This is a genomic window from Paenibacillus whitsoniae (assembly GCF_003955665.1).
GTDB lineage: Bacteria > Bacillota > Bacilli > Paenibacillales > NBRC-103111 > Paenibacillus_E > Paenibacillus_E whitsoniae.
On the sequence record NZ_RXHU01000119.1, the window covers coordinates 1 to 12,419 of the forward strand.

Below are 12,419 nucleotides of genomic sequence, written 5' to 3' on the forward strand. Positions count from 1 at the left end.
GAGACAGCAAAAAATCCAAATCCCTGCCCAGCTCCCGCAACGCCTCATCTAAACCTTCCTTGGCCACCGGAACGCCTTCCAGCCATTTCTGCTGAAAGTCGCGCCCCAATGCCGGCACAACACCATCCGCCGTGCCGCTCGGCCAGCCGTTCTCGTCGTAGCACCACGCTTCCATGCCCAGCGCCTGCGCTTCTTCTACGCAAGCCTCCACCGCGCGCAGAAACTCCTCGCCCATATACGGCGTGCTCAGCCCCTGACGGGCGTGCATGAAAAAGCCTCCGAGGCCCGCGCGCTTCATCTCGCGAATTTGTCTGCGCAGCTCCTCGGGCTCCAGCTTGTCGTTCCACGACCAGAACGGCGCGCTCCGATAAGCGGCAGGCGGCTGTTCCAGCACCGCGACGTCCAGCCGCTCGCGTTTCTCTCTCTCCAGCATCTCCAAGCTCACCCTTCCTCGCGTCGGCCTCTCCAGCCTGCGACAACGAATTTTTGCGGAGATGTCCCCGTAATTTTTTTGAATAGTGTACAAAAGTATTTCTCATTCTGAATGCCGACCGCCTCGGCAAGCTCCAAATTCGAGTACTCGCGCTTGCGCAGCAGCTCGATGGCCCGTTCAATGCGGCGCCCCGACACGTAGTCGGTGAAGTTGATGCCCAGCTCCTTCTTGAACAGCTCGCTGACATAAGAAGGGTTCAAATGAATATGCTCGGCCACTAGAGCCAAGGAAATCGATTCGGTCAGGTGATCGTCCACGAAGCGGATCGCCTTGACCATTTCGGCACGCAGTCCGCTGCTTTCCGCCTGCTGGCTGAGGAGCTCCCACTCGGTGCGCAGACGCTCGATAAGCTGATGCAGGTGTGTACAGTCCCCAAAAGAAACCGGCCCCGCCTCCGCCGTCTGGCTGGTAGGCAGCAGCCGCTGGCGCAGCCGGATGCACCACGTCTCGATATAGCCGAGCAGCTGCTCCGCCGGCACCCGGCAGCTGTGCAGCACTTGCAGCAGCGGTGCCAGCTCCTCGCCGACGGAGACGGCGGTAACGCGTTCCAGCAGCTGCTCAAAGCTGTCTTTCAGCTCGCGCCAGTCGCGCTCGGCGTAGGCAATCCTGCGGTTTGGCGTGACCACCATGCCAAAGCTCGCATAAAAGGTGTCGCCCAGCGCAGCGACAGCTTCCCCATAGGCGGCAGCGGCTTGCTCCCAGCCGCTGTGCGTCCGGCTGACGCCAATGGAGACGGATTGGCGCAGATAGGTCTGTATGGCGTCATGCAGGCGAACGCCAAGCTCATAATTGTCCCGATCGATCTGGCCCTCGCTGCCTCTGCGGAAAGCGGTCAGCCCCACCAGCACGTTCGGCTGGATTTCACAGGCATAGCACGCCCCGCCGCTGCTCCCAAGCACTTCCTCCATGATGTTCAGCATAGCGTACTTCAACGTGTTGCGATCGGCCGGGGAGTACGTCCGGCAGAACGCCTCGTAGTCGTCAAAGCGCACAGCAAAGCAGCCATAGTGCCGGGGCTCGAAGCCCTGCACCAGATCGCCGCTGCGGCGCTCCATCGCGGAAGGAGATACCTCACCGCGCAATAGTTCCTCGAGCAGCTGCTTGCGAAGCCGGTGCGAGTTCTCTTTGGCCGATCCGCTGAGCGATTGCAGGAGCTGCTCCTTCTGCTCACGGGCCAGCATATTGTCCCGCGCCTTTGTCAGCGCAGCCCGTACATCTTCTTCACGCAGCGGCACTTTGACCAAATATTCGAACACACCCATGGCAATCGCCTGCTTCGCATAAGAAAAATCCGAGTACGCGCTCAAGATCAGGAACTCCACGCGGGGCTGGCGCTCCCGCACCTCGCGGATCAACGCGATGCCGTCTTTACCGGGCATGACAATGTCCGTAATGATCAGATCGGGCCTCAGTTGATCCGCCAGCTCCAACGCTTCGTCGGCCGAATACGCCCGGCCCACCAGCCGAAAAGGCAGCTTGTGCTCCGCCCACCGATGGAAATAGCTTTCCAGCCGCTGCACCATCGGCGGCTCGTCATCCACGATCAGGCAAGTCAATTCCTTCATTACGCCTCACTCCTCTCCATCGCGGTCCCCGCTTCTAGTGCAGCATCATAAGGAAAAGTCAGCGTGACCCTGGTCCCTTTTCCCGGCTCGCTCCAGACGCTCAGTCCGTACGGTTCGCCATAATTCAAACGGATCCGCTGATGAATATTGTAAAGTCCGATTCGCTTGCGCCGGTCGGCCCGTACGTCTCCCGGCGCTGCCGCCAGCAGCCGTTCCACCTGCTCCGGCGACATGCCGCTTCCGTCATCTACGACCTCCACAATGAGCATGTCCTCCCGCCTTTCGGCCGACAGTCGAATGGGGCCCGACCTTCTTCCTCCCGCATAACCATGGAAAATGGCATTTTCCACGATCGGCTGCAGGGCCATTCGCAGCACCGGCTGCTGCAGCAGCTCGGGCGAAATGTCCTCCAGCAGTTCAAACGTGCAGTCGTAGCGGACACTCTGAATGTAAATGTAGTCCCTCACGTTGCGCAGCTCCTGCTCCAGCGATACCCGGTCCGAGAAGTCCGTGATGCCATACTCCAGAATCGCGATGAGCGCCTCGATAATCGGATCAACCTGCTGGTAGCGCCCGAACGCGACCACATTGGAGATGGAACCCAGGGTATTGTACAGAAAGTGCGGATTAATCTGTGATTGCAGGACTTGAATTTCCAGTTCTTTTTTCTTCCGCTCTCCTTGGTTCACGTGCTCAATAAGTGTGCGGATCCGTCCGAGCATATCGTCGAACGTCTCTGCCAGTTCCCCGAACTCGTCCCGGCGCGTGCTGCGGATATTGACATGCAAGTCCCCATATTTCACTTGGCTGATTTTCCGGATCAAATAATACACCGGCGTTCGGATCATCCGGGCGACGAAGCCCGCCGTCACGCCGCTCAGCACAAAGCCCAACAGCAGCAAACCGATAAAATACGTCTCCATCCGCTTCAGCGTCGCCTGCAAGGAGCTGCCGCTATAGAAAGCGAACACAATCCATTTGGTGCGGGGGTTGATGCTTTTCATAATGGTCACGGGATTGCCGTTCATCCGCTCCGCGAACACATCGTCTTTGTTCTGGACAAGCTCGAGACCGTCCCGTTCGTCGAATTGCAGCCGATGGTTAACGAGGGTAAAAAATTTGCTGCCCACCGGCTCCAGAATGACACGTCCCTTGTCGTCCAGAATGCTGAGCTGCAAATCCGTGCTGCTCCCGCTTATGTGTTGCAGCCGCTCCTGCAAAGCGGTCAGGTTAAGATCGATCGCCAGCGCCATCGGCTCGCCTGCGAACAGAACAGGTTTCGTAAACGTCACCGTCCAGCCGGAATAAAAACTGGCGTACGGCTCGCTCACCGTCACCGTTCCCAGCTTATTGCTGTAAGCAAGCTTATATAGCGGCTCCCGTTCGGGAATCGTGTCATTAAACACTTTCGTGACGGGATTGCCGCCGAGGATTGACAAATCCCGGCGGATCATATAGACATCCGTCAGCATGACGGAATTATCGCGATAGACCCTCTCCAGACTGTCCTGCGCCGCGTTCAGATCCCCTTGCCAGGAATCGGCGGAGGACGAGAGCTGGGAAAGGGTATTTTGCACCAGCAGGAAGTACAGATCGATATATTCCTCTTCTTTGGTGAGGAGTTGTTTGGCCTGATTCAGCTGACTGCTCGTAATTTCATTCTTAATATACCGGTAAGAAAGCGCGCTAAGGATCGTCTCGGAGCTGAGCACGAAGACAAAACAGACCAGGAACAGTCGAAAAGAAATATGAGTAAAGCTCATCTTGATCCAATTGCGCATACGTTCAGCCCCCAGCCTATTCCCTGATATAGCTCAAAAGAAGAGGAGCGGTCCCCCTCTTCTTCCGGTCTTGCTTATTTCATAATGCCGTCGCCTTGCAGCTGTTTGGTATAGTTCGCGATCGCATCGTTCAACTTGAATTTATCCTGCAGCGTTTTCACGTAGGCGTCCCAGTTGCTGAGCGGCTCTTTCCCTGTCACGAACTTCAGCATCATCTCGTTGACATATTTCAGACGATCTTGCGCCATAGCGTCGCTAGGGTCGTCGAACACACGCGGATTCACGTTGTTATCCTTCAGGTATGAGGTGTTGATTTTTTGGTTTGCGTTGGTTACGTCAGGATTCTTGAAGTCAAAATACACACCATCATTGGCTTTACGCACGAATGCGTAGTTATAGCGCCAATCGACTTCCTTCTCGTTGTAAGTGGATTTGTCGATCAGTTTCGGCTGACCGTTGGTCATGGTAAACGTTTTGTCCTTAATGCCGTATGCGAGGTACGGGTAAGCGTCTTTGTTCGTGTACAAGTATTGGATAAAGGCCATTGCTCGCTTCGCTTTGCCCGGATCTTTGAGCGCTTCTTTCGATATGCCGATCATCGACTGTTGGAACGGCTTCGTATCCAAAATCTGGTCGCCATACGGCCCTTTAGGAGGCGCGATTTGTTTCCAGTCCGGCACACTGCCGCCAGTGTCCTGCATTTTTTTCGTATCTGCAGGCTCTAGACGACGCCAATCTTCGATCATGATGCCGACTTTGCCTTGATACATTTTGTTATCGCGTTTGAGCCCGTCATCAATGGTTACCCAGTCCGGATCCACGACTTTCGCATCAATCATATCTTTGATAAATTGCAGCGCTTCTTTCATTTTCGGATCGGTGTTATACACCACGACTTTACCGTCTTTTACGTCGACGAAGTTAGGCTGGACGCCGAACATCCAGAAAATTTGCTGGAAGCCGTTACCGCCGGAATTCGAGCCCAGCGATCCGTCCTTCGGCAGCATGGCGACGAAGCCGTAAGTATCATTTTTTCCGTTGCCGTCCGGATCGTTGAACGTAAACGCCTTCATGACGTTAAGCAGCTCTTGCGGGTTCGTAGGCACGCTTAGGTTCAGCTTTTTCAGCCAGGTGTTGTTAATCCACCAGCCATTGACACCGCCAACCCCTTCCGAAGCCGGAATGCCGATCATATGCCCTTTATATTTCATCGGCTCGAGTCGGGAAGGATCGAAAGATTTGAGCAAATCCGGGAACCCCTTCAGCACATCGTCCAGGTCGGCCACCAGGCCTTGGTCGTAATATTTGATCGCGGAAGCGCGGTCAGGGAACGACACGACGTCCGGAATTTGATTCGAGGAAATAAGTAGATTGAGCTTATCCTTCCAGCTTTCCCCGCCTAGTACCATGTCCAGATCGATATTGTTGTCCTTCTCAATCATTTGGCGGATCGGATCCTGATCCTTCGTCGGCATTGGCGTCGTTAGGCGATAGCCGATGCTGTTAAAGAAGCTGATTTTATACTTCGCGGCATCTGCACCCGCACTTGCCGCCGGGGATTGTCCCGCTGCCGTGGTGGCACTCGGGGCATTGTCCGCTTTGCCGCAGCCTGCCGCAACAGTGCCCAGAATGACCGTTAAGGCAAGCACCATAATCGCGTTTCTTTTTCTCATACAAAACCCTCTCCCTATGCTTATTATACATGCTATATCAAGAGTTTCCTCTTCGATATCGAGTGGATTACCCCTTCACGGAGCCAAGCAGCACGCCTCTTGTAAAATGCTTCTGGATGAACGGGTACACGACCAAAATCGGCAGGGTCGTCACGACAACGGAGGCCATTTGCACCGAGATCGGATTGACCGAGTTGGCGGCTTCCGCGGCATCCCCGCTGATGGCAACTGACGCCAGCAGGATCTGCCTCAAGAACAGCTGCACCGGCTGCTTCGCCGTATCGTTAATGTAAAGCAGCGCATCGAAGTAGCTGTTCCAATGCCACACCGCGTAGAAGAGGCCGACTGTCGCGATAATGGGTACCGAGAGCGGGAGCACGATTTTATATAAAATCGAGAACTCTCCCGCGCCGTCAATCCGCGCCGCCTCGTCGATCGCTTCCGGCAGCTGTTCGAAGAAGCTTTTGACAATCATCAGATAGAAGGCGTTGATGAGCCCAGGGATGATCAGCGACCAGCTGGAATTGAGCAGCCCGACTTGCTTCACCAACAGGTAACTCGGGATGATTCCCCCGCTGAACAGCATCGTGAAGACGATGAAGAGCAGGATGCCGCTGCGACCGGGAAGCCCTCTGCGGGACAGCGGCAGCGCCGTCAGGACCGTGAACACCAGATTAAGCAGCGTCCCGACGATGACCCGGAATAGCGTCACTTGGTAGGCGTCCAGCAAGCGTCCGCCTTGCATGATTTCTTTGTAAGCCGTCCACGTGATGTTCGTCGGGATGATCACGAGTCCATCGCGCTTGATCACCTCGGAAATCGGGGTCAGCGAGATGCTGATCACGTACAAGAATGGAACAACGCAGGATGCGGCCAGCAAAACTAGCAGCGTATAATTAATGCCTTTGACCACTTTGTCGCCGGTCGTTGTCTGTTGCATAGTAAGTCTCCTCCTTCTACCAGATTTGTCCGTCAAACTTCTTGGCTACACGATTGGCGCCGAGGACGAGGACGAACCCAATGATGGACTTGAACAGCCCGACAGCCGTTGCGAGGCCGATCCGTCCTTCTTGCATCCCCACGCGGTATACCCACGTTTCGATGACGTCGGCTTTCTCCTGGTTAAGCGGGTTGATCATCATGAAAATCTGATCGAATCCGACGTCCAGAATGGAGCTGAGTCGCAGCACCAGCATTAAAATGATGACGTTGCGGATGCCAGGCAGTGTGACGTGCCAGAGCTGCCTTGTGCGGGAAGCGCCGTCGACCGTTGCCGCTTCATACAGGCTTGGGTCGATACCGGTTAGCGCAGCGAGGTAGATGATGGCGCCCCACCCTACCGATTGCCAGATGTCCGTCGAAACGATCAGGGAGCGGATCAACCCCGGCTCCGTCAGGAAGGAAATTCGTTCGAAATGGAATGCGGTCAGCAGTTGGTTAATGAGTCCGGAGCCCGGAGCCATGAAGGCAACCAGCAAGCCGTAGATGATGACCCACGAGAGAAAGTGAGGCAAATACGTGAGTGTCTGAATCGTTCGCTTGAACCCGTTCGATGTTACCGCGTTCAGCATAAGCGCCAGCACAATCGGAGCCGGGAACGAGAAGACTAGCTTGTAAAGAGAAATCAAAATCGTGTTCCCGATAATCTGAGAGAAGTACACCCCATTAAAAAACATCTCGAAATTTTGCATCCCTACCCAGGGGCTTTCCCATAACCCTTGCAGAACGTTATAGTTTTTGAAGGCGGCTGAAATGTATATCATCGGAACATATTTGAATACTGCGAAATACAACAGGCCGGGTAGTAGCAGCAAGTACATGACGCCGTATCGTCGAAGCAGTTGTTGGCTTCTTTTCACCTTGGTGTCTCCTTTCTCCTTGATCTCTATACTTCGATTATAGGTGGCCTAGGTCTGGCATCCCTCCAAATTCTTCGGCAGAAAGTCTAAAATCTTCGGCAGTGAAACAAGGAAAAACAAAGCTGTACACCATGATCGGATGAAGAAATAAGCTGCATGGTACGAGCATCGGCACAGCGGAATTTACAGAGAGCATTATGCTTCGCAGCGATAACTTTCCTAGAAATAGAAAGAAGCGTGCCCGACTGGGCACGCTTCTTCTTGCTATGCTGACTACTCGCCCGCCTTCGGCGAGACCATGTTCTCAGGACGTACGTAGCTGTCGAACTGCTCCGCGGTGAGATAGCCGCTGCGCAGGGCGGACTCCTTCAGAGTCAGCCCTTCTTTGTGGGCTTGCTTCGCGATGGAGGCCGCCTTCTCATACCCGATGTACGGGTTGAGGGCGGTGACCAGCATGAGCGATTGCTCGAGATTGCGCTGAATCACGTCGCGATTCGGCTCCATGCCCGCGAGGCAATGGTCATTGAACGAGCGCATGCTGTCCGCCAGCAGCCGCACGGACTGCAGGAAGTTGTGGATGATGACGGGCTTGAACACGTTCAGCTCGAAATTGCCCTGCGACGCGGCAAAGCCGATGGCGGCATCGTTGCCCATGACCTGGCACACGACCATCGTCATCGCTTCGCTTTGCGTCGGGTTCACCTTGCCGGGCATGATGGAGCTGCCGGGCTCGTTCTCGGGGATCGTGATTTCCCCGATCCCGCAGCGGGGACCGCTCGCCAACCAACGAACGTCGTTGGCGATTTTCATGAGATTCGCCGCGAGCGCCTTCAGCGCGCCGTGGGCGTACACGATCTGATCATGGCTGGTCAGCGCATGAAACTTGTTCGCCGCGGAGACGAAGTCCGTCCCCGTCTCGCGGGACAGCGCGGCGGCGACGCGCGCGCCGAACTCGGGATGCGCGTTCAGCCCGGTGCCGACGGCGGTGCCGCCGATCGCCAGCTCGCGCATCGTATCCACAGAGGCGCGCACCATGCGCTCCGTCTGCTCCAGCATGGCCAGCCACCCGCTGATCTCCTGCCCCAGCGTGAGCGGGGTGGCGTCCTGGAGGTGGGTGCGGCCGATTTTGACGATGGAGGCGTAGGCGTCCATCTTGGCTTTCATCGTCGCCTGCAGGTCCGCAAGGGCGGGCAGCAGTTCTTCTTCGACGGCAATGACGCCTGCGACATGCATCGCCGTCGGGAACGTATCGTTCGAGCTCTGCGAACGATTGACGTCGTCGTTCGGGTGGATGCGCTCGCCGCCAGCCCCCAGCAGGTCTGTCGCGCGGCGGGCGATTACCTCGTTCACGTTCATGTTGGACTGCGTGCCGCTGCCCGTCTGCCACACAACGAGCGGGAACTCGCCGTCCCAGCGGCCCTGCACGATTTCGTCAGCCGCTTGCGAAATCGCTTGCGCTTTGGCTGGCGAGAGACCGTTGATCTCGCGATTAACCTCGGCCGCCGCCTTCTTCAGCAGCGCGAAGGCGCTGATCAGCCTGGCGGGCATGCGTTCCGTCCCGATTTTAAAATTCTCAAAGCTCCGCTGCGTCTGCGCGCCCCATAACTTATCCACAGGGACTCTAATTTCCCCCATCGTATCTCGTTCAATCCGGTATTCCTGCGTCATGACATCCGCCTCCTAAAATCGTTGTACCGCTACGCCAATAGAATCCCCAAATGCTGGTCTCCTATGAGCCGCACGGGGTTTCAAAAAAACTTCCGCAACGCATCCGGCACTTCGCGGCTTTTGCGAGTAGAACGATCCATCGTAACGCTTGTCACGAGGGCGTCAGCACGCACTTCGCCATGCTCGTCGAGGACTTCTTGTTTCAAAACGTAGCTGGAGCGACCTATTTTTTCAGGTTGGCAAGTGACGAGCAAGGCCTCGCCTTGTTTGCACTCTCTTCGATAATTAACGTTAATGTTCACTGTAACCGTTTGAATCCCCATGTTCCCGAAAGTCTCATAGTCCAGCCCGCACTGTTCGTACCATTCTTCACGCCCCCATTCCAAATATTCCAGATATTTCGCGTTGTTTACATGACCATTGACGTCAATTTCCGTTGAGCGGACTACGATCGGCAGTGATGATTTCATGGCAAGGCTCTCCTCGATTTCTATACAATTTTGTAAATTTTAGTCGACACGTGTCTACTTCATCTAGTAAAGTAATGGAATAAACCAGACTAAGGAAAAGGATGATGTTCGATGAGACAATACACGGCCATTCCAGGTCCCAAAAACGTGCACGTAAATAAAGGAGATACGCAAGCAGCCGTTAAATTATTCTCCGATATGATCAATGCCCAGACCCAATCGGGATGGATCTATCATTCTATGGAGTCTATCGCTGTCACAGAAAAGCCCGGTTGTTTACAGCAGCCCGTTACAACCCACTATTATATGTTGATTTTTTACAAAGACATTTAATTACGCGAGCAACCGATGGAAAATTCCAAAACCAAAGAAACGGTCTTCTACACCTTGCCAACCGAGCAGGATTTCCTGGCAATTCTGCATGCAGCTCATGATGAAAATGACCCAAGAAGTGTCAATTACAAGCGGGTGCACGTTATTCCTGAAATCAACTGGCGACAGGCTGCGTTCCATATCATATCACCGCTATTGCTCGGTCTGTTCCTCGCGGTTGTCGTCTTTGCTAGCTTGACACGTATCGCTCCAAATTATGCCGTTATGATGGCTTGCATACTGCCGTCTATTGGCATTTTTCTGTACATGCTGATCCGGGCAAAAGCCATAACGATCTGGGTCATACACGTTTATCAACGTTTTGCTCCGATCCGTATTCGGAATCAGTGCCGCTTTGAACCAAGCTGCTCCTCTTACATGATTCAAGCCATTGAAAAATACGGCGTCGTGAAGGGAGTTTTCCGCGGCATCCAGCGATTGAGACGCTGCAACATGGCTAATGGCGGGTACGACTATTTATAAAGCTCTGATAGCCCATAGACGTACCTATGGGCTATTTCTCATACGACGACAGGCAGTCGTCCTCCTACTCCGACCCCAACCTCTGGCCGATCGTCGTAACGAGCCCGTCCATGCTGATTCTATTTTTTTGCCGGTGGTAGGCCGTCAACCCATCCTCGCCCTGCTTCTCCGCCCACTTCTGCAGCGTCGGTCGCTCCCCTTCGTAGTTATAAAAAGGGACGCTGAAGCCGCACGAGGTTTTCACCTCGTGAACGTCGATAACGACGATCTGCCTGGCGCCCGGCAGCATCGTGAAACGTGGCGCCAGCTCCGCCCACGCCTCTGTTCCCGGCAGCACCACGTATCCTTTGCCATATAGTCTGAGAATCATCGGCGGCCCCTCCACCGCCATGAACATGAGCGTGATGCGACCGTTTTCCTCCAGATGCGCGCTCGTCTCGTTGCCGCTCCCCGTCAGATCCAAATATGCGGCCCCATTCGGGGACAAAATACGCAGTACATCGTGTCCCTTTGGTGACAAATTCACATGCCCCTCCCCTGATAGCGGGGCCGAGCCTACAAAGAACATATGCTGCCGCGCAATAAACGCCTCGTGCTCCGGCAGCATGGCTGGAAACGATTTGCCCATGTCAGACACCTCCACACCTTTTCTTTTATTATCCTACGCCGCAGGCCGAAGGGGAAATACATAAAGGCGATACACCTTATAGCCAATACCTATAAGCTATTCGCGGGTTATTCTACATTGTTTTGCATCGTTCTGCATAAAACTCCCAGTTTCGAGCCATACTTTGGAAGTTGAAACTTAGAAGGAGGTGAACGATATGACAGCTAACAACGCCAACGACGACGTAGTCAGCCACGCGATCAATGCGGCACAAGAAAATGCCGACAATGCAGCCGCTCAGCAACAAGTACAGGAGCTTGCTTCCGAACTCAACAGCTCCGTCGCAAACGACAACGATCAAGAGGACTCTTCTGCGCAAGATTAATTGGCTGGAAGCCTGCATAGGCGCCAGCACGGAAAAAGCCTGCAAATCCGAGGGAGATTAGACCGCCGTGGATTTGCAGGCTTTTTTGTATGTATTGCTGGTCCTCTATCGATCAGCTGCCTTTCCCATCGCCTTCTCTACCGGATAGGCAAGTAACCAAACGCCCACGCCGCGAATACCCTGTAACAAAAATGCAGGGATGATGATCAATGAAAGAATTGGATCGACCGGTCAGTATTCAGACCTATAAAGTGCTCCGCAACAAGCTCAATCTGCTGTACCCCGCTGTCATTCACCACACGCCGCTCACGGCGCAGAAAGCGATGAACAAAGCGATTGTAGATGCCGTGAACAAGCAGCTGCACGACCAAGGCTACGGCCAAAATCCGATGACCGACGTCACCGCTTTTTACGAGCTCAAGAACAATCAGCGCTCTGTGCTGAGCTTGTCGCTGATCAACTACGCGTTCTCCGGCGGGGCGCATGGGATGACGTTGCAGAAGTCCCTCACTTTCAACACGGAAACGGGTAAAAGCTACACACTCGCCGAACAGTTCAAGCCCGGCAGCGACTATATCGGCCGCATCAGCGCGATCGTTGCCGAAGAAATTAAACGGCGCGATATTACGCTGCTCGTAGATTTTAAGACCATTCGCCCCGACCAGGATTACTACATTGCCGACAAATCGATCGTCATTTATTTTCAACTGTACGAGATCGCCGCGTACGTCTACGGGTTCCTCTACTTCCCCATTTCCGCTTATGCGCTGCAGGACATTGTCGCGGAAGATAGTCCGCTCGGTCTCATGCTGATGGGCTGATAACGACGGGGCTTGTACCGGCGGGCTTAGAGGGAACGCTAGTATGCCAAGAAGACCTACTTAAGCCTGCTTAAAGAAGGTCTTTGGAGATAGTTAAGAGTGGCTAGACCCTCTTAGCTAAGCTGAAAAATGGCAAATTCCGCAAGTTAGAAGGGGCTAAGCCCTCTTACATCTAGCTATTTTAATGAAATCCGGCCGGATTTCGGCCTTTAAGCGTGGCTAAACCCTCTTAGCTGAGCGAA

General features: G+C 54.4%; 12 protein-coding genes and 1 pseudogene. 4 read left to right on the plus strand and 9 right to left on the minus strand.

What is annotated here, in order from left to right; genetic code table 11:
* The 8 genes and pseudogenes from EJQ19_RS29545 to EJQ19_RS29580 form a co-directional block, all read right to left on the minus strand.
* Positions 1-433: pseudogene (locus EJQ19_RS29545) on the minus strand (hypothetical protein); the annotation flags it as partial.
* An 8-nt stretch (positions 434-441) separates the two neighbouring features.
* Positions 442-2,058, minus strand: a complete 1,617-nt coding sequence (locus EJQ19_RS29550) for a response regulator transcription factor (protein WP_126144828.1) — start codon at positions 2,056-2,058, stop codon at positions 442-444.
* On the minus strand, positions 2,058-3,839 hold the full coding sequence (locus tag EJQ19_RS29555; protein ID WP_126144829.1) for a cache domain-containing sensor histidine kinase: 1,782 nt from the start codon (positions 3,837-3,839) through the stop codon (positions 2,058-2,060). Before EJQ19_RS29555 ends, EJQ19_RS29550 begins: the two co-directional genes overlap by 1 nt.
* A 74-nt stretch (positions 3,840-3,913) precedes the next feature.
* The gene (locus EJQ19_RS29560; RefSeq protein ID WP_126144830.1) at positions 3,914-5,512 is read right to left on the minus strand and encodes a type 2 periplasmic-binding domain-containing protein; all 1,599 of its coding nucleotides are present in this window, start codon (positions 5,510-5,512) and stop codon (positions 3,914-3,916) included.
* Positions 5,513-5,579: 67 nt separating this feature from the next.
* A complete protein-coding gene (locus EJQ19_RS29565; protein ID WP_126144831.1) occupies positions 5,580-6,452 on the minus strand; it encodes a carbohydrate ABC transporter permease in 873 nt (290 codons plus the stop codon).
* A gap of 16 nt (positions 6,453-6,468) precedes the next feature.
* Entirely contained in the window at positions 6,469-7,371 is a 903-nt protein-coding gene (locus tag EJQ19_RS29570; protein WP_241243142.1) for an ABC transporter permease, read from the minus strand.
* Positions 7,372-7,644: 273 nt separating this feature from the next.
* Positions 7,645-9,039 carry a class II fumarate hydratase gene (gene fumC, locus EJQ19_RS29575; protein WP_126144832.1) on the minus strand — a complete coding sequence of 465 codons (1,395 nt, stop codon included), beginning with the start codon at positions 9,037-9,039 and terminating at the stop codon, positions 7,645-7,647.
* An 80-nt stretch (positions 9,040-9,119) separates the two neighbouring features.
* On the minus strand, positions 9,120-9,509 hold the full coding sequence (locus EJQ19_RS29580) for an acyl-CoA thioesterase (protein WP_126144833.1): 390 nt from the start codon (positions 9,507-9,509) through the stop codon (positions 9,120-9,122).
* A gap of 111 nt (positions 9,510-9,620) precedes the next feature.
* Between EJQ19_RS29580 and EJQ19_RS29585 the strand changes: the two genes are divergently transcribed.
* Together EJQ19_RS29585 and yidD are read left to right on the plus strand one after the other, a co-directional pair.
* Positions 9,621-9,842 carry a hypothetical protein gene (locus EJQ19_RS29585; RefSeq protein WP_126144834.1) on the plus strand — a complete coding sequence of 74 codons (222 nt, stop codon included), beginning with the start codon at positions 9,621-9,623 and terminating at the stop codon, positions 9,840-9,842.
* Between the two features lie 15 nt (positions 9,843-9,857).
* Complete coding sequence (gene yidD, locus EJQ19_RS32720; RefSeq protein WP_241243143.1) at positions 9,858-10,364, plus strand: membrane protein insertion efficiency factor YidD; 507 nt, start codon at positions 9,858-9,860, stop codon at positions 10,362-10,364.
* 64 nt (positions 10,365-10,428) lie between these two features.
* Here the strand turns inward: yidD and EJQ19_RS29595 are convergent, their stop codons facing one another.
* Positions 10,429-10,992 (minus strand): pyridoxamine 5'-phosphate oxidase family protein, encoded by a 564-nt coding sequence (locus EJQ19_RS29595; RefSeq protein ID WP_126144835.1) that lies wholly within the window; start codon positions 10,990-10,992, stop codon positions 10,429-10,431.
* Between the two features lie 196 nt (positions 10,993-11,188).
* On the opposite strand from EJQ19_RS29595, the gene EJQ19_RS32065 reads away from it, so the two are divergent.
* Together EJQ19_RS32065 and EJQ19_RS29600 are read left to right on the plus strand one after the other, a co-directional pair.
* Positions 11,189-11,356: a hypothetical protein gene (locus EJQ19_RS32065; RefSeq protein ID WP_164716828.1), complete on the plus strand. Its 168-nt coding sequence runs from the start codon at positions 11,189-11,191 to the stop codon at positions 11,354-11,356.
* A gap of 209 nt (positions 11,357-11,565) precedes the next feature.
* On the plus strand, positions 11,566-12,177 hold the full coding sequence (locus EJQ19_RS29600; protein ID WP_126144836.1) for a DUF3298 and DUF4163 domain-containing protein: 612 nt from the start codon (positions 11,566-11,568) through the stop codon (positions 12,175-12,177).
* Positions 12,178-12,419: the final 242 nt, after the last annotated feature.

Bases quoted from the DNA above. Each gene is read 5' to 3' on its own strand.
- EJQ19_RS29550 (WP_126144828.1), bottom strand. From the start codon at position 2,058: ATGAAGGAATTGACTTGCCTGATCGTGGATGACGAGCCGCCGATGGTG.
- EJQ19_RS29555 (WP_126144829.1), bottom strand. From the start codon at position 3,839: ATGCGCAATTGGATCAAGATGAGCTTTACTCATATTTCTTTTCGACTG.
- EJQ19_RS29560 (WP_126144830.1), bottom strand. From the start codon at position 5,512: ATGAGAAAAAGAAACGCGATTATGGTGCTTGCCTTAACGGTCATTCTG.
- EJQ19_RS29565 (WP_126144831.1), bottom strand. From the start codon at position 6,452: ATGCAACAGACAACGACCGGCGACAAAGTGGTCAAAGGCATTAATTAT.
- fumC (WP_126144832.1), bottom strand. From the start codon at position 9,039: ATGACGCAGGAATACCGGATTGAACGAGATACGATGGGGGAAATTAGA.
- EJQ19_RS29580 (WP_126144833.1), bottom strand. From the start codon at position 9,509: ATGAAATCATCACTGCCGATCGTAGTCCGCTCAACGGAAATTGACGTC.
- EJQ19_RS29585 (WP_126144834.1), top strand. From the start codon at position 9,621: ATGAGACAATACACGGCCATTCCAGGTCCCAAAAACGTGCACGTAAAT.
- yidD (WP_241243143.1), top strand. From the start codon at position 9,858: ATGGAAAATTCCAAAACCAAAGAAACGGTCTTCTACACCTTGCCAACC.
- EJQ19_RS29595 (WP_126144835.1), bottom strand. From the start codon at position 10,992: ATGGGCAAATCGTTTCCAGCCATGCTGCCGGAGCACGAGGCGTTTATT.
- EJQ19_RS32065 (WP_164716828.1), top strand. From the start codon at position 11,189: ATGACAGCTAACAACGCCAACGACGACGTAGTCAGCCACGCGATCAAT.
- EJQ19_RS29600 (WP_126144836.1), top strand. From the start codon at position 11,566: ATGAAAGAATTGGATCGACCGGTCAGTATTCAGACCTATAAAGTGCTC.